The 16,716-nt window shown below is 49.1% G+C and carries 14 protein-coding genes; 3 read left to right on the forward strand and 11 right to left on the reverse strand.

Features of this window, described 5'->3' with window-relative positions; genetic code table 11:
• Nucleotides 1-263 precede the first annotated feature (263 nt).
• Nucleotides 264-1,199, forward strand: a complete 936-nt coding sequence (locus C7R91_RS20895) for a magnesium transporter CorA family protein (RefSeq protein ID WP_047072338.1) — start codon at nt 264-266, stop codon at nt 1,197-1,199.
• 60 nt (nt 1,200-1,259) lie between these two features.
• Here C7R91_RS20895 and purN read toward each other — a convergent pair whose 3' ends face one another.
• The 7 genes from purN to purC all read right to left on the reverse strand — a co-directional run bounded on the left by purN (nt 1,260) and on the right by purC (nt 8,400).
• Nucleotides 1,260-1,868, reverse strand: coding sequence for a phosphoribosylglycinamide formyltransferase (gene purN, locus C7R91_RS20900; RefSeq protein ID WP_047072340.1), 609 nt, complete (start codon nt 1,866-1,868; stop codon nt 1,260-1,262).
• Nucleotides 1,862-2,902, reverse strand: a complete 1,041-nt coding sequence (gene purM, locus C7R91_RS20905; protein WP_047072342.1) for a phosphoribosylformylglycinamidine cyclo-ligase — start codon at nt 2,900-2,902, stop codon at nt 1,862-1,864. The genes purN and purM overlap by 7 nt, the downstream gene beginning before the upstream one ends.
• Before the next feature lie 213 nt (nt 2,903-3,115).
• Nucleotides 3,116-4,534 carry an amidophosphoribosyltransferase gene (purF, locus tag C7R91_RS20915; protein ID WP_047072344.1) on the reverse strand — a complete coding sequence of 473 codons (1,419 nt, stop codon included), beginning with the start codon at nt 4,532-4,534 and terminating at the stop codon, nt 3,116-3,118.
• The gene (gene purL, locus C7R91_RS20920; RefSeq protein WP_047072346.1) at nt 4,519-6,762 is read right to left on the reverse strand and encodes a phosphoribosylformylglycinamidine synthase subunit PurL; all 2,244 of its coding nucleotides are present in this window, start codon (nt 6,760-6,762) and stop codon (nt 4,519-4,521) included. The genes purF and purL overlap by 16 nt, the downstream gene beginning before the upstream one ends.
• Entirely contained in the window at nt 6,743-7,435 is a 693-nt protein-coding gene (gene purQ / locus C7R91_RS20925) for a phosphoribosylformylglycinamidine synthase subunit PurQ (protein WP_047072348.1), read from the reverse strand. Before purQ ends, purL begins: the two co-directional genes overlap by 20 nt.
• A gap of 4 nt (nt 7,436-7,439) precedes the next feature.
• On the reverse strand, nt 7,440-7,688 hold the full coding sequence (purS, locus tag C7R91_RS20930) for a phosphoribosylformylglycinamidine synthase subunit PurS (RefSeq protein WP_047072349.1): 249 nt from the start codon (nt 7,686-7,688) through the stop codon (nt 7,440-7,442).
• Nucleotides 7,681-8,400 carry a phosphoribosylaminoimidazolesuccinocarboxamide synthase gene (purC, locus tag C7R91_RS20935; RefSeq protein ID WP_012684340.1) on the reverse strand — a complete coding sequence of 240 codons (720 nt, stop codon included), beginning with the start codon at nt 8,398-8,400 and terminating at the stop codon, nt 7,681-7,683. Before purC ends, purS begins: the two co-directional genes overlap by 8 nt.
• 561 nt (nt 8,401-8,961) lie before the next feature.
• Between purC and C7R91_RS20945 the strand changes: the two genes are divergently transcribed.
• On the forward strand, nt 8,962-10,161 hold the full coding sequence (locus C7R91_RS20945) for an iron-containing alcohol dehydrogenase (RefSeq protein WP_047072350.1): 1,200 nt from the start codon (nt 8,962-8,964) through the stop codon (nt 10,159-10,161).
• Between the two features lie 96 nt (nt 10,162-10,257).
• Entirely contained in the window at nt 10,258-11,373 is a 1,116-nt protein-coding gene (locus tag C7R91_RS20950) for an aminopeptidase (protein ID WP_047072352.1), read from the forward strand.
• Nucleotides 11,374-11,583: 210 nt separating this feature from the next.
• On the opposite strand, the gene C7R91_RS20955 is transcribed toward C7R91_RS20950, so the two are convergent.
• The 4 genes from C7R91_RS20955 to vanG are packed head-to-tail and all read right to left on the reverse strand — an operon-like array spanning nt 11,584 to nt 16,711.
• Nucleotides 11,584-12,675 carry a sensor histidine kinase gene (locus C7R91_RS20955; RefSeq protein WP_047072353.1) on the reverse strand — a complete coding sequence of 364 codons (1,092 nt, stop codon included), beginning with the start codon at nt 12,673-12,675 and terminating at the stop codon, nt 11,584-11,586.
• A gap of 42 nt (nt 12,676-12,717) precedes the next feature.
• Nucleotides 12,718-14,871, reverse strand: coding sequence for a serine racemase VanT catalytic subunit (gene vanT / locus C7R91_RS20960; protein ID WP_047072354.1), 2,154 nt, complete (start codon nt 14,869-14,871; stop codon nt 12,718-12,720).
• The gene (locus C7R91_RS20965) at nt 14,858-15,655 is read right to left on the reverse strand and encodes a M15 family metallopeptidase (RefSeq protein WP_047072355.1); all 798 of its coding nucleotides are present in this window, start codon (nt 15,653-15,655) and stop codon (nt 14,858-14,860) included. Before C7R91_RS20965 ends, vanT begins: the two co-directional genes overlap by 14 nt.
• Nucleotides 15,656-15,658: 3 nt before the next feature.
• The gene (vanG, locus tag C7R91_RS20970; protein WP_047072356.1) at nt 15,659-16,711 is read right to left on the reverse strand and encodes a D-alanine--D-serine ligase VanG; all 1,053 of its coding nucleotides are present in this window, start codon (nt 16,709-16,711) and stop codon (nt 15,659-15,661) included.
• Nucleotides 16,712-16,716: the final 5 nt, after the last annotated feature.

The following is a 16,716-nucleotide window of genomic DNA, read 5'->3' on the forward strand; positions in this document are numbered from 1 at the left end:
TCTAGATTTCTGCTAGAGGGTTTTTATTTTCGAAAGGGGGGAACGTTTTTATGGACAGTAGTCCAAGTTGCGGAATGAATAACTGCAATCAGTATTGTGTACGGAGAATTTTCCGGCCTTGTGGCGCTGCGGCATGTTCCCCATACCTTATTTGACATTCTCCCTTTTTATGGGACGAGTGTTTGTAAGTATGTTTAAATAGACATGCTTGCGCAACATGGTCGTATCCCTCCGATCCTTATTTGCGAAAGGATGAGAAAACCATGTTGAACATTTACAAAACGAATGCCATGGGAAAAATAGAAGAACTGCATCAATTTGAAAAAGGCTGCTGGATCCATCTGACCGATCCTTCTGAGCAAGAAAAGCAACAAGTCGTCAGGGAGTTGTCGATTGACCTTCAGTTTTTGCAGGATGCCCTTGATGACGAAGAAATCGGACGGATCGACAAGGAAGGAAACCGTGTGATGCTCTACGTAGACATCCCGATCTCCACGAAGGAAGGGACGAAGGACAACTACACGACAGTTCCTCTGGGAATCATGGTAATGGAAGATTATATCTTAACCGTTTGCTTGGTAGAAACGGCTGTCGTGAATGAGTTCATCCAAGGAAAAGTGAAAAGCTTTCACACACACATGCGAAACCGGTTCGTTCTGCAAATTTTATCAAATGCATCCCACTATTATTTGCAGTACTTGAAAAAAATCAACAAACAGACAGAAATGCTGGAAAAATCGTTGCGGCAATCGACGAAAAACAATGAACTGCTTACCTTGCTTGAATTGCAGAAAAGCCTCGTTTATTTTTCGACGTCTCTGGAAACGAACAGTCTGTTGATCTCCCTGCTTCGGAGCAGCAGTTATTTAAAAATGTACGAAGAAGATAAGGAACTGCTGGAAGAAGTAAAAATCGAAACCAAGCAGGCCATCAAAATGACGGAAATCTATACCGCCATTTTAGGGAACATCATGAATGGCTTTGGCTCCGTCATCTCCAACAATCTGAATCGCGTATTGAAGCTGTTGACCGCCATTACCATTGTCATCACCTTACCTATGGTGATCGGCACCTTTTACGGGATGAACGTCGCGCTTCCTTTTCAGAATCATCCATACGCATTCACGATCATTATGATCATGTGCACCACCATTACGTCAGTAACAGCCCTCCTGTTTTGGAGGAAGAAGTATTTCTAAAACGGATGACCAAAAAACCGACATCGCAAAAGGATGTCGGTTTCTTCTTTATCTCTCGTTTTACGTCAGCTGGACAAGCCTTCCTTCCAGCTTCACTCTCTCTTCTGCTAAATAGCCAATGACCTTTACCAAAAGCTCATGCTCCACAGCATGGATGCGAGCCGCCAAAGTCTCAACCGTATCTGCTTCTTGCACCGCTACGGGAATCTGGGCAATGATCGGCCCTGTGTCCAGACCGGCATCAACCAGATGTACCGTTACCCCCGTTATCTTTACCCCATATGCGAGTGCCTGACCAATCGCGTCTTTTCCTGGGAAAGCAGGCAAAAGCGACGGATGCAGATTAATGATTTTTCCTTCGTAGGATGACAAAAGAGTGTCGCCCACCAACCGCATATAGCCTGCCAGCACGACCAGCGATATATCGCGTTTTTGAAGCTGCGCCACTATTTCCCGCTCAAAAGCAGCCTTGTCTGCATACTCCTTCGGTTGAAAAACAAAGGCGTCGATCCCTAATCGCTCTGCACGTTCCAAAACCTTGGCGCCGGGCTTGTCGCACACGAGCAAGGCAACTTCTACACCTGCGAGCCTGCCGTCCTGTACAGCCTGCACGATCGCTTCAAAATTGGAGCCGCTGCCTGAGGCGAAAATGGCCAGCTTTCTCACCATTCCACCCCGTTGTATACGACTTTGCGCTCTCCCGCTTGAATATGTCCGATCAAATACGCCTGTTCTCCCAGCTCTTGCAGCTTTTCCATAATACTCACTGCGTCTTCCGGCTTCACGACAAGCATCAAGCCAATTCCCATATTGAACGTTTTGTACATATCTGGGTAAGAGATGTTACCCGTCTCTTGTACGAGCTCAAAGATCGGCAGTACTGGCCAGGAACCAACGTTGATCACAGCCTGCATTCCTTCTGGAAGCACGCGTGGAATGTTTTCAGTAAAGCCGCCGCCTGTGATGTGTGCCAGAGCCTTCACTTCATGCGACTCAAGAACGGATAGCACTTGCTTCACATAAATGCGGGTCGGTGTCAGCAGCTCTTCGCCGAGCTTTTTGCCCAATACGTCAACATGATCATGCAGGGACATGCCTTTGTCTGCCAAAAGAACCTTGCGAACGAGCGAGAAACCGTTGCTATGCACGCCGCTGGAAGCCAGACCAATCAGTACATCGCCTGCCGTCACGGACGCTCCTGTAATCATTTTGCTCTCGTCCACGACACCTACGGTAAAGCCTGCGATGTCGTATTCGCCTTCTGCGTACATGCCAGGCATCTCGGCAGTCTCCCCACCAATCAACGAGCAGCCGGACTGGGAGCAGCCTTCCGCGATCCCTTTGACAATCGCTTCGATTTTTTCCGGAATGACCTTATCTACTGCCAGATAATCGAGGAAAAAGAGCGGCTCTGCCCCTTGAACCACTACGTCATTGACGCACATAGCAACAGCATCGATGCCGATTGTATCGTGTTTGTCCATGGCAAAAGCGAGCTTCAGCTTGGTTCCTACCCCATCTGTGCCAGAAACGAGAATCGGCTTCTCGTATTTTTTGGTATCCAGGCGAAACAGCGCTCCGAACCCGCCCAAATCAGTCATAACTTCGGGCCGGAATGTTCGTTTGACGTGCTTTTTCATGCGTTCGACGGCTTCGTTGCCCGCATCGATGTCTACGCCAGCTTGTTTATATGCTTCACTCATCGTTTCTCCCCCTAGCAAGAGGTGCTTGTATTAGCGGTTGTTCAAAAAGTCATCTTTTGATCACGAAGTAATCATGAAAGCAAATTCGACGTCGAAAGTAACGTTCACCTTCGAAGTCCGGTGCTCATGTAGGTCCCCTACACTCCGCTCCTCCTTCTTCAGGTTCTCGCTACTTTCTCGGTGCTGAAAAGACGACTTTCTGAACAGGTACGGTTAGCATTTGAGCGCAGGTAGCGCTTCTTCGAACTCAATCTCTGTCGGATATTCTCCGTTAAAGCATGCGAGGCAGTGTCCTCTATTGGGAGCCGAATCGGTACGGCCAATCGCATCGATCATTCCTTCAACAGACAAGAACGACAGTGAATCCGCCTCAATGATTTGACGAATTTCCTCTACGGATTTGGTCGCCGCAATCAGTTCCTCACGCGACGAGGTGTCGATGCCGTAAAAACAAGAATTCATGACAGGTGGAGAGCTGATGCGCACATGCACTTCTTTGGCGCCAGCCTCACGCAGCATGCGGACAATCCGATTACTCGTCGTGCCGCGGACAATGGAGTCGTCAATCATAACGACGCGCTTGCCTTCCACTACTTTGCGAACCGCAGACAGCTTGAGATAGACAGCGCGCTCACGCAGCTCCTGACTCGGCTGAATGAAGGTACGTCCCACATAGCGGTTTTTGATCAAGCCGATTTCGTACGGAATTCCTGTCGCCTCCGCAAATCCGATAGCAGCAGAAATACTCGAATCTGGTACACCTGTGACGACATCAGCATCAATCGCCGATTCCAATGCCAGCTGCTTTCCCAGACGTTTGCGCGCCATGTGGACGTTGATTCCGTCGATGTCACTGTCTGGTCGGGCAAAATAAATGTATTCAAACGTACAAATCGAACGCTGTGTTGCTTCGGTATGCTTACTTTCGGTAATGCCATCCTTGTCGATGACGATCAGCTCGCCCGGTTGCACGTCACGCCAATACTCCGCGCCAATGATATCGAACGCACAGGTCTCGGACGCGACAGTGATCGCATCTCCGAGTCGTCCCAATGACAGCGGACGCAAACCATTCGGATCGAGGGCGATCACGAGCTGATTCTCGTTCATGACGAGAAGTGCATACGCTCCTTTGATGTATTGCAAAGCATCCTTTACCGCTCCCGGCAAATCCTTGCTCTCAGAGCGAGCGATCAGATGCGCGATTACTTCTGTGTCACTGGTCGTCTGGAAAATGGAGCCTTTTGCTTCCAGCTCTTTTCTAAGCACGGCGGCATTCACGAGATTCCCGTTGTGGGCAACTGCCATGCTGCCTTGTGCATAGCGGAAAAAGAGCGGTTGGGCGTTTTCAATCTTGCTCGAACCAGCAGTCGTATAACGGGTATGACCAATCGCGATATGACCGCTGAACTTCTCCAGATCACCCTTGCCAAAAGCCTCTGACACGAGACCCATTCCGCGGTGCTTATACCATTTCTCGCCGTCGGAGGCGCAGATACCTGCGCTCTCCTGACCGCGATGCTGAAGGGCGTGCAGACCCAAATAGGTCAATTGGGATGCTTCTTTGTGGTTGTAGATGCCAAAGACGCCGCATTCTTCGTTCAATTTGTCCCAGATTAGCCGATCAAACATGGAATCGCATCCTTCCAGGCTGCTTTCACCTCTTGAGTCGAAGCGTTGATCGCTTCTGTACCGTTTACGTTCACTACCAGACGATCGCCGCCGACCGTACCGATGTTTTCAGCAGGTACGCCATGTTCACCTGCCAATGCGAGAATCGCCGCCGCATGCTCTCCAGATGCACTGAGCAAGATGCGAGATTGAGATTCACTGAACAGGAGCACGTCAGCACGCAGCTCGGACGCAAGAGTCACCTGCGCACCGAAGCCTTTGCCGAAGCAAGATTCAGCCAGTGCGACACCCAGACCACCTTCGGACAGATCGTGTGCGGAGTTCACCAGACCTTGGCGAATCGCTGTGAGAACCAGCTTTTGTACTGCCGCTTCCTTGGTAAGATCGATTTGCGGAGGACGTCCGGAAATGCTGCCCGTAGCCATCTTTTGATACTCACTGCCGCCCAGCTCAGCGAAGGTCTCGCCCAACAGAATGATCGCATCGCCTTCATTTTTGAAATCCTGGGTCGTAATATGGTCAACATCAGTGATCAAACCGACCATTCCCACCGTTGGGGTTGGATAGATCGCGTCACCGCTGCGTTCATTGTAAAAAGATACGTTTCCGCCGATGACCGGAGCATCGAGTGCTACGCACGCTTCGCTCATGCCCTCGCACGATTTTTCAAATTGCCAGAACACCTCAGGCTTTTCCGGACTTCCGAAGTTCAGGCAGTCCGTAATCGCCAGCGGCTCCGCACCGGAGCAGACAACGTTGCGCGCAGATTCTGCAACCGCAATGGCACCGCCCACTTTTGGATCGAGGTACACATAGCGACCGTTGCAATCCGTACTCATGGCAAGGGCCTTGCGAGTACCGCGCACCATGACAACAGCAGCGTCAGAACCAGGCTTTACAGCTGTGTTTGCCCGCACGATGTGATCATATTGCTCGTATACCCACGCTTTATTCGCCACTGTTGGCTGAGCCAGCAAGCTTTTCAGCGTAGCATTCAGATCTTTCGGTTCTTGGATGTCTGCCAGCACATCTACATTCGCGTTTTCTTCGTAGTAAGCAGGCACCGCAGATGGACGATGGTAAACAGGCGCGTCGTCCGCCAAGCTGTCTACTGGTACCTCTGCTACTACCTCACCTTGGTGCAACAGGCGCAGCTTGCTGTCTTCGGTTACTTTGCCCACGACAGCGGACGCCAAACCCCATTTGTCAAAAATCGCAATCGCTTCTGCTTCTTTGCCTTTTTCCACGACGACGAGCATACGCTCCTGAGACTCAGACAGCATCATTTCGTAAGCAGACATGCCAGCTTCGCGCTGTGGCACCAGGTCCAGATTCATTTCGATTCCGTTCCCTGCCTTGGATGCCATCTCGGAGCTGGAGCTCGTCAAGCCAGCCGCTCCCATGTCCTGAATCCCGACGACGATACCCGTGTCGATCAGCTCCAGGCACGCTTCCAGCAGGAGCTTTTCCATGAATGGATCGCCGACTTGTACTGCCGGGCGTTTTTTCTCCGACTCTTCCGTGAGCTCTTCGGATGCAAAGGTCGCCCCGTGAATACCGTCGCGCCCCGTGCTTGCGCCAACGTAGATAACAGGGTTGCCGATACCGGACGCTACCCCTTTTTGAATCTTCTCGTGGTCGATCAAGCCGACACACATGGCGTTGACAAGCGGATTCCCTTCATACGTAGGGTCGAAATTCACTTCGCCACCCACAGTCGGAATCCCGATGCAGTTCCCGTAGCCTGCGATACCTGCAACGACGTTTTCGAACAAATATTTGACGCGAGGAGACTTGAGTTCCCCGAATCGAAGCGAGTTGAGCAGCGCAATCGGACGCGCGCCCATCGAGAATACGTCACGGATGATACCGCCTACGCCAGTCGCTGCCCCTTGGTACGGCTCGATCGCAGATGGGTGGTTATGGCTTTCTATTTTGAAAACAACCGCCTGATTGTCACCGATGTCGACAATACCCGCACCTTCCCCTGGTCCTTGCAAAACGCGAGGTCCTTTTGTCGGGAAACGACGCAGGACAGGCTTGGAGTTTTTGTAGGAGCAGTGCTCCGACCACATGACGCTGTACAGACCTGTCTCCGTCCAGTTCGGCTTGCGGCCGAGAATTTCTACGACACGCTGATATTCTTCGTCAGTCAGACCGATTTCTTTGTATAGTTTTTGATCGGCAATTTGTTCGGCTGTCGGTTCTTTATGCGTGAGTTGTGACACTGTTCTGCTCCCTCCAAGTCTTCAGGATCGAGGTAAACATGCGGCGTCCGTCATCGGAAGTCATCCAAGAGTGGACGGCACGCTCCGGGTGAGGCATCATGCCAAGTACGTTTCCACGTTCGTTGCAAATGCCCGCGATGTCATCCAGTGAACCATTCGGATTCTCGCCATGATAGCGGAAAACGATCTGTTTGTTCGCTTTGAGCTTCGCCAGCGTTTCTTCATCACAGTAATAGTTTCCTTCGCCGTGCGCGATCGGAATTTGGATGACTTCCCCTGCCGCGAAATCTCGGGTAAAGGAGGTATCGTTGTTTTCCACACGCAATTCGGACAGCTTGCAACGGAATTTCAGTGAACGGTTACGCAAGAGTGCTCCTGGCAACAGCCCGACTTCGGTCAGGATCTGGAAGCCATTGCAGATTCCCATGATCAGCTTGCCTTCTTCCGCTGCTTTCACTACTTGCTCCATGACGGGTGAGAAACGAGCGACCGCGCCGCAGCGCAGATAATCTCCATAAGAGAATCCGCCTGGCAAGAGAATCGCATCATATTTAGAAAGATCCGTATCGGAATGCCATACGTAATCCACAGGCACTCCCATTACGTCTTCAACTGCGTTAAACAAATCAATGTCGGCGTTCGAGCCTGGAAAGACGATAACGGCTACTCGCATATCCTTAGCCCTCCACGATATCAAAGCGGTAGTCTTCTACCACCGTATTGGCCAACAGCTTTTCGCACATTTCACGTACACGCTCTTCTGCTTTCGCACGGTCAGAAGTGTTCAACTCCAGCTCCATGTACTTCCCGATGCGCGCATTGTTTACTTCATCAAAACCCAAGGTGTGCAGAGCACCTTTTACAGCGTGTCCTTGCGGGTCCAAAACACTCTCGCGCAATGTTACATAAACAACAGCTTTAAACATGTACGTCTCCTCCTAGTCTCGTAAGCATTTCTTTGTAAGCTTCCTCCACATTGCCCAAATCGCGGCGGAAGCGGTCTTTGTCGAGCTTTTCATTCGTAACTGAATCCCAGAAACGGCATGTATCCGGGGATATTTCATCGGCGAGGAGAATCTCCCCGTCCGCTGTTTTTCCGAATTCCAGTTTGAAATCGACCAAGGTAATGTTGCGCTCGCGCAGGTAAGGTACGAGGACCTCGTTTACAGCAAGACCCATGCGCTCCAATGTCGCTTGGTCACTCTCGCTTGCAATCCCCAACACTTTGATATGGGAGGCATTCACCAATGGATCTCCCAGTGCGTCATCCTTGTAGTAAAACTCGACAACGGGCTGCGGAAGCACAGTTCCTTCTTCCATGCCAAGACGCTTGGCCAATGAGCCTGCTGCGATATTGCGAACGACTACCTCCAAAGGGATAATCTCCACTTTGCGAACAACTTGCTCTGTGGCGGACAGCAGACGGACAAAATGGTTGTCGATGCCCCGCTCCTTCAGCATGGTGAAAAAGATTGCCGTAATGCGGTTGTTCAACTCACCTTTTCCGGTGATTTGCGCCCGTTTCTCTCCATTAAATGCTGTTGCGTCGTCTTTGTACTCTACCCAGTACTGATCAGGCAAAGATGTCCGATAAATACGTTTTGCCTTACCTTCGTAGAGTTGTTCCTGTTTTTCCACCGTAGGAGTCACCTTCCCAGTCAAAAAGGTTGAGTTTAGGTTAATTCACGAACGTTTCAAATACATTAAAACACAAACATACGCATTTATCAACGAAAAATGCTGGAATAGACTTCGACAAACGTTCGGGAATTACTGTATGTTTTTCGAACAGTAGATGTTAACATTCGTTTACATGTTCTCCATACTAGCTTTACATCTCCTGATTACAATAGTCCTTATTCCCGGTACTTTTCGACCATCCACTTATCAGGAGGCAACTGGAGATGCACGCTATCTTTCGCCATTTACTCACTCCCTTTTCTCGCTGTTGCCATTTCACAAGAGACCAAAAGCAGCACAGAAGAAATGCTGGTCGCCTCGCGCGAACAGCTCACTTCCATTGAAAAATCACGTCAATTGGCAACAGAGCTTCTATCCTTATCTGAGCGGCTGCAAGAAATCAGCGATCGCTTTCGCGTTGCATGAACATGATGAGCCTCCCTCTCGGGCAGGCTCTTTTCTTTTGTTTATGATAAACTTGTCAGTGGTACAACCAATACGTGAAAGAAGGAATTTCAGATGTTTCCATTTGAAGTGTCTTTTCCTACCAAAATTTACTTTGGCATGGGCGAACTGGAACGTTTGGGCCAAGAAGCAAAATCGATGGGCCAAAAAGCATTGCTCGTCACAGGCGGCAATGCGGCCAAACGTACAGGACTTTTAGACCGCGCCAAGGCTCTGTTGCAGGAAGCTCAAGTGGCGTATCTTGTTTTTGACAAAATCGAACCGAATCCTCGTACATCAACGGTTGATGCCGGAGCTGCTCTTGCCCGTGAGCATCAGTGCGACTTCATCCTGGCTATCGGTGGCGGCTCCGTGATGGATGCCTCCAAAGCGATTGCGGCAGTAGCCGTTTCCGGACGCCCGATTTACGATTACATGCGGGGAAATCCGAGCGGCTCTGGTCAATTGCTGGTACCCGTTCAGGAAGCATTGCCGATCATGACCGTCCCGACAGTAGCCGCTACAGGTTCGGAAGCAAACCATATCAGCGTCCTGACTCATTGGGACACACATGAAAAATCTTCGATCAACGGTCCAGCACTTTACCCGAAGATTGCCATTCTTGACCCGTCTGTCACCTTTACCGTTCCAGCTCGCGTCACAGCGGAATCTTGCGCTGATATCTTTTCCCATCTGTTTGAAAACTATTTGATCAGCGCGGAAGGAACCCACGTTCAGGACGGTATTTCCGAAACACTTATTCGTCTCGTCGTCGAGCACTCCATCACAGCGATCCAGCAACCAGACAATGCAGAAGCACGATCCACCCTTTTGTGGGCGAGCACGCTGGGCATCAGTCCCTTCGCTGCTGGTGGTCGCGGTGCTGGTATGCCGTTGCACGGAATTGAACATCCGCTGAGCGGAATCTACGATATGGCCCACGGTCGTGGACTGGCGATCCTGTCCCTTCCTTATTTCGAACAGGTGATTTTGCAAGACCGTCCCGAGAGACTAGCCCGTATGGGACGTCATTGCTTTGGCGTTACCGCGGAGGACGAGGGCGAAGCAGCACGAGCAACGATTGAAGCCGTTCGCCATTGGTATGAGTGCATGGGAATCACAGAACGTCTGTCCGACTTCGGTGTGACCAAACAATCGCTGGCCCAAATGGCTGAAGAAGCTGTCCGCATCGGCGGACGTGGAATCGGGTATCTGCCTAGCTCACGAAAATTGAATGAATCCGATGTGATCGCGATCTACGAGGCTTGCCTGTAATCGAAGCATCAAACATACTGGCGAGCCTTCGCTCAGTTATGTAATAATACAAATTAATCATTAATCAAAATTATTTTACTACGGAGGTTACCACCTATGGCAGATCCACGCATTAATGAACTGGCAAGCCGTCTCGTCCGTTACTCGCTCAATTTGCAAAAAGGCGAAAAAGTTCTGATCGAAAATACAGGCCTGCAACCTGAACTCGTTCGTGCACTTGTGCGTGAATCATTTGCAGTTGGGGCTCTGCCTTTGGTCACCCTGAAAGACCAGGAAATTATGCGTGCACTCTATCAAGGCACGAGCGAAGAACACATGGCTCTGATGGCAAAATACGAGTATGACCGGATGAAGGACATGGACGCTTACATCGCCATCCGCGCTTACGACAACATCAACGAATATGCCGACGTACCGGAAGACAAAATGGGCATTTACGCTCGCGTCCTGTATCAACCTGTACATACGAACGAGCGCGTTCCGAACAAACGCTGGGTTGTACTGCGCTACCCGAACAAGTCGATGGCGCAGCTGTCCAAAATGAGTCTCGAGGGCTTTGAGGACTTCTACTTCTCCGTCTGCAATCTGGACTACGCGAAAATGTCCGCAGCCATGACTCCGTTGAAAGAGCTGATGGAGCGCACCGATCGCGTACGCATCGTCGGTCCAAAAACGGACCTGCGCTTCTCCATTAAAGGAATCAATGCCATCAAATGTGACGGCAAACGCAATATCCCGGATGGCGAAGTATACACCGCTCCTGTGCGTGATTCCGTTGAAGGAACCATTTTCTACAACGCGGCATCGATCTACAACGGCATTACCTTCAATGATGTGCAATTCACTTTCAAAGAAGGCAAAATCGTGGAAGCGACCAGCTCCAATACCAAAGCATTGAACGACATCCTCGACACTGACGAGGGCGCACGCTATATCGGGGAATTCGCGATTGGCTTCAACCCGCACATCCTCCACCCGATGCTGGATATCCTATTTGACGAGAAAATTGCGGGCAGCTTCCACTTCACGCCAGGGAATGCTTACACAGTAGCAGACAATGGCAACCGCTCCTCCATTCACTGGGACTTGGTCCAAATCCAACGCCCTGAATACGGTGGCGGCGAAATCTGGTTTGACGATGTGCTGATCAGAAAAGATGGGCGTTTTGTGTTGCCAGAGCTGGAAGGCTTGAACCCGGAGAATTTGATTTAAACAAAATGAATGAAAAAATGGGTTAGGGAATGAGGTTCCCTAGCCCATTTTCTATTTTTCAGGCTTATTAACTGCTTCAGCTTTTACAAATGGTATAGTTACAAGAATGTTTTACCAAAACTAAGTAAATAGTTGCGCACACCACCCAGAATTGGGATCCCCATTTTTATTTATGCTGGAAGTTTATATACTATTGCTTGCTCTATCATTTCATCCATACGGCAGCCTGACCTCAAAACACGTACGAATCAAATCACTTTGAACAGAAATTGTTCCCCGATGCTTCTCGACGATATTTTTCGCAATAAACAGGCCGAGCCCTGTGCCTCCTCCTAGATGAGTTCGCGCTTTGTCGCCCGTAAAAAACATTTCAAAAATATGCGGCAGGGCTTCCTCAGGTATCTGGTCACCGTAATTCATGATTTGTACAACCACTTCATCGCCCTCACGATAAGCGTTCAAATCGATAAATTGACCATCGCCCCCGTAGCGTATCGCGTTGGTCAGAATGTTCTCAAATACGCGCGCCAAAAGCTCCCCATCTCCCACGATCACTAATTGAGCCGCAATCGCACACCGCGAGACCAGCTCATTTTTCTCAAAGGAGGGATACATCTCATCATTTAACTGGACAAGCAATTCACTCAAATCAATGACCTTTTGCTCGATGTTGACCATGCCGTAATTCATTCTCGTAATTTCGAAGAGCTCATCAATCAGCTTTTCCAATCGTTGCGACTTAGTAAAAGCAATCGTCGAATAATGCCGCATCTGCTCTTGTGTCATCTGCTCATCTCGCAAAATGAGATCCAGATAACCCAGTACGGATGTCAGTGGTGTACGCAAATCATGCGCGAGATTCAAAACAAGCTGATCTTTGCTGCTTTCGGCGAAATCCCCTCTTTCTACCGCCTTTTGCAGCATTTCGCTTGCTAGATTGATATCCTTGGCGATTTCTTCAAACTCATCATTGGATGGAATATGGACATGCCGTGTAAAGTCTCCACTGGCGAGATAATGAATGCCCGTAGAAATCTCCCGAAAGTAGCCAGCATACCGTTTGGTCAGGAGATAGAAAAACAAGATCGCAATGGGAGCAAAGACAATCAAAAAGAAATTGATATCCCCCATCTCCCTGATGAAATAGCGAACCTGTGCGAGCCGATCTTCGTACTTAACCCCCGCCTTATAGTAAAACTGGAGCACTTTATAGAGCAGATAGGTTACGATACCGGCCAGAAGCATGCCAAGCCCAAGAAGCCCAAGCATTTTGGAACGAAAACTATGTCTTCTCTTTACCATGGAAAAAATGAACCACTCCCTATACTCGTTTTCTTCCAGGGCTCAATCATGATAGACTTTTTTGACACGTTCTCCCAAACGGCTTACCAGCTCGTTCGTAATCGTTTTACATTGATGGGCCATTTCCTCGGGAGTGATATCCTCTTCTTGATCACTGCCGATAAAGGTCACAACATCCCCTTTTTGCACCCCTTCCATATCTGTAATGTCTACGATAAGCTGATCCATGCAAACAAAGCCAATAATCGGTCGCCTTTTTCCTTTGATCAAGCAGGTAGCGCCCGATTGTGACAGCATGCGCGGAACCCCATCTGCATATCCGATGGATACGATGGCAATCTTACTGTCTTTCTGCGCTGTGTAGGCGCGTCCATAGCCTACGGATGCTCCTGTTTCCAATTGTTTCACCTGCACAACTCTTGCTTTCAGTGATAGCACAGGTCGTAGGTCGACGCTTGTTTTCACTTTGTCTCCCTGCTTGCTCAACATCCCGTAGAGAGCGATCCCAATCCGAGCATAATCGTATTGCAGCTCCCCATAATTCAGCACGCCGTAACTGCTTTGAACGTGCAGCTTCTGTGGATCAATCCCCTTTTCTTTCAGCTGTTCGATCACTTTCTGGAAACGGGCGATTTGATTTTTCGTGTATTCGATATCCAAAGCTTCCAAACTGTCAGCCACACTTAGATGCGTAAAGGTACCGCATACCTGCAAATTTTTATATTGATACATGTCCGCAATTTTTTCCGTGCGTTCCCAAGATTCCCCGAGTCTCCCCATCCCCGTGTCGATCTTGATATGAACAGCGATTTTCACGTTGTAGCCATTCAGTTTTTTAGCATATTCGTCATCTACTACGGTTTGCGTCAATTTGAACCGGGCGATTTGGCGTATCCGTCGCTCATCGGTATACCCGAGAACCAGGATTTCTCCTTTTACGCCCTTCTTCCTTAGCTCGATTCCTTCATCGATTGTGGCAACTGCGAAGTGGTCAATCCCGAGCTTGTTTAAAAAACGCGCGATTTGCCATCCGCCGTGGCCATATGCCTGCGCCTTGACGACTGCCATCACTGTACAATCCTTGGGGAGAACCCGCTGGATTTCCCTGACATTATGCTGGAGATGAGGAAGATGGATATCCGCCCATGCTCGCCCGGTTTGATCCGGTTTCCCACCTCGAAAGTGCTGGATCACCTTCATCACTATCACCGAGAGAACAAACGACAGTACCGTGACCAGCGTAAAATGCACCAAGCTGTTTTCAACAAGCAGCCCTGTCAGTCCCGTTACTTTTGCCACTCCGCGAATGAGCACAATACATAGCGGATGGATGACATAAACATACAGGCTCAGCTTTCGTAACGCCGGGCGATTTTTGCCTTTCCAGAACAGCAAAAGCTGAAAGAGAAAATACATGCACGGTATTAAAAAAATATACATACTGTCATGGCGTTGCAGCTGATAAGCGTGCAAAAGCAAGCCTTCCATTACCAGCATGGTTCCGAACAAAACAAACCCGATTGCATACGGTGTGATCTTTTTCTTTTTCCGCCTGCGGTTATTGGCAGTCATCCCTCCCATGACAATAAACACAGGGGCAAAAAATATACCGTTCCGCGTGTAATCAAACAAGGTAAACATCGATTGGTAAATACTGTCCACATACGGACTCATCTGTGCCAAGCCATAATAGCTGTCTCCCAATAGCCCGATGCCATACAGCAGCAAAGTCACCCAAAACGTATTCCACGTCGATAGTCTTGTATACAAAAAAGTACTGATACACACCCCCAGCATGATGCCAGGGAAATACCACAGATGATACAAGGTCCCGTTAAACAAGAGGTCTTTCACTGCTGAAAATACGGTAAATCCATCCGTAAAATACCCTGCATACACATTCACAGGAAGATAGAGAAGGATCGAAAGCAAATATAGCTTTCCTACTTTCCATAAAAACTGCTTCAGCATAGACGCATTTCTGCTGCGATCTGTGCCAAGCTTTTGCAAGAAGAAAAATCCTGTGCACAGAAAGAAAAAGGGAACCGCCACCCTGGCTATTGTTCGTGTCAATGTAAAGTCAGCCCATTCGTTTATGGACAGCAGGGGAGAAGTATGGATTGCGATGACAAGGATCGCTGCCATGATTCGAAATCGATCCAGCCCGCCATACTGCTTTTCACTACCCGCGTTCATTACATGCCTCCTGATGAAACACCGTAATGATAAAGCCATCCACATTGTTGCCCGATATTTCGTAGCTCTCACCAGCCACAACCGGGATGTGCGTAACTGTATCGATAGCCTTTACATAGTAGATTTCAATGCTGTCATCATCTACTAGCAAATGCTCCTGATGAAATTCATAGTTTTTCACATACTCGATGTACTCTTCCAGACAAAGCTGGAGCTTTTCCATCAAAACTGCATGCGGATAGCCCACATAACGAAAATGCCAAGGCTCATCCGAAATCCCTGTCAGCTGTTCCTTGCCTTTGTCGTAGCGTTTGATAAACCCATATTGACTGGCGCGTTGGCGAAACATTCGGCATACGCCATGATCGGGAAAAGATGGGCAGATAAAATCGATCTCTCCCTTCTTTTCCCCTACATCTATCGCAAGCCCTGTCTGATGCTCGCTTTCATTTGGACGCGCGACATATTGACTAGTAAACACCTGTCCATTTTCGAGCAAGGATTGATCATATATATCCTTTTGTTCCGCCTTACTGCGAAAACCACTGACAGGCACGATTGTATGCTCCGCGTTGCAGGCTTTCAGCAGTTTGGCAAACATCTTTGCAGCCGTGTTTTCCAGCATCATATTGTTGTGTGCTCCGTCAATCAGCCGCATGCGGTTCAGCAGGATACCATCATCTGTCTGCCAGCGAATCGGGTACTGGCGATTCACCAATATGAGATGGCCGTGATGCAGATTGTCGCTGTTCAAAGTAACCGTAAAGACGTGAGGTTGTGTCATCGGTTAGTCCTCCTCCAACGCTAGCATAATCAACGTATCAAGAAGCTCTTTATAGGAAATCCCCGCAGCACGCAGCATGTTTGGATACCTGCTTTTCGAGGTAAAGCCGGGGATCGTATTCACTTCGTTAAACACAATGTCTCCGTCTGGTGTGACAAACATATCCACGCGAGCGAAGCCACGACAGCCAAAAACCTGATAGAGATGAGTCGCTGTTTGCTTGATTTTATGAGCGAGCTCTTCTTCAATTCTTGCTGGAACATGGATATGGGCAGTCTCCAATGAATACTTTTCTGTGTAATTGAAGAAGCCCTGGAGCAATTCGATCTCATCCACTTCCCCCACAATGACCTCACGATTTCCGAGTACCGCGCAGCCCACTTCAAATCCCGCGATGTTTTCCTCGATGACCACTTTGTCATCATGCAGAAGGGCGTTTTCTATACCAAAGAACAATTCTGATGGGCTGTATGCTTTCGTAATCCCAATGGAGGACCCTGCCTTTGCCGGTTTGACATACAAAGGGAATCCCAATGGTTCGGTGGCAGCTTGAACAGTTGCAAGATCAGTATTCGGATAAACAGTAACGGATCTTGGCGTTTTGATACCGGAGCTTTCCGCCAGCGTGTGGGCGATATCCTTATCCATACAAATCGCTGAGGATAGCGTGTGACAACCGACAAACGGAATTCCTGCGAGCTCCAATAGTCCTTGTACCGTTCCATCCTCTCCGTTTTTGCCATGTAAAATCGGGAACACCACATCAACCTTCGTGATCGTCATGGCACCGTTCTCCTGTGCAACAATCCCCCTCACCTGTCTGCAAGGAGAGAGAAAGGCAGGAACACACTTCTCACTTTGATGCCAACTGTCATTCCGAATGCTTTCAATGTTGCCGGTATATCGCAGCCATTGCCCTTCCCTCGTAATTCCTAGCAAAATTACCTCGTACTTTTCCAGACACAAGCTTTCCAGCACCGAACTCGTAGATTTAAGGGATACTTCATACTCTGAGGAACATCCCCCAAACAAAATCGCGACAGTCAATTTCTTCATTAGAT

The sequence above is a fragment of the Brevibacillus formosus genome, assembly GCF_003013405.1.
Classification (GTDB): domain Bacteria; phylum Bacillota; class Bacilli; order Brevibacillales; family Brevibacillaceae; genus Brevibacillus; species Brevibacillus formosus.

Coding starts and splice junctions, on each gene's coding strand:
- vanG (WP_047072356.1), bottom strand. CDS start 16,711: ATGAAGAAATTGACTGTCGCGATTTTGTTTGGGGGATGTTCCTCAGAG.
- C7R91_RS20895 (WP_047072338.1), top strand. CDS start 264: ATGTTGAACATTTACAAAACGAATGCCATGGGAAAAATAGAAGAACTG.
- C7R91_RS20950 (WP_047072352.1), top strand. CDS start 10,258: ATGGCAGATCCACGCATTAATGAACTGGCAAGCCGTCTCGTCCGTTAC.
- purS (WP_047072349.1), bottom strand. CDS start 7,688: ATGTTTAAAGCTGTTGTTTATGTAACATTGCGCGAGAGTGTTTTGGAC.
- vanT (WP_047072354.1), bottom strand. CDS start 14,871: ATGAACGCGGGTAGTGAAAAGCAGTATGGCGGGCTGGATCGATTTCGA.
- purF (WP_047072344.1), bottom strand. CDS start 4,534: ATGTTTGATCGGCTAATCTGGGACAAATTGAACGAAGAATGCGGCGTC.
- purN (WP_047072340.1), bottom strand. CDS start 1,868: ATGGTGAGAAAGCTGGCCATTTTCGCCTCAGGCAGCGGCTCCAATTTT.
- purM (WP_047072342.1), bottom strand. CDS start 2,902: ATGAGTGAAGCATATAAACAAGCTGGCGTAGACATCGATGCGGGCAAC.
- C7R91_RS20945 (WP_047072350.1), top strand. CDS start 8,962: ATGTTTCCATTTGAAGTGTCTTTTCCTACCAAAATTTACTTTGGCATG.
- purQ (WP_047072348.1), bottom strand. CDS start 7,435: ATGCGAGTAGCCGTTATCGTCTTTCCAGGCTCGAACGCCGACATTGAT.
- C7R91_RS20965 (WP_047072355.1), bottom strand. CDS start 15,655: ATGACACAACCTCACGTCTTTACGGTTACTTTGAACAGCGACAATCTG.
- C7R91_RS20955 (WP_047072353.1), bottom strand. CDS start 12,675: ATGGTAAAGAGAAGACATAGTTTTCGTTCCAAAATGCTTGGGCTTCTT.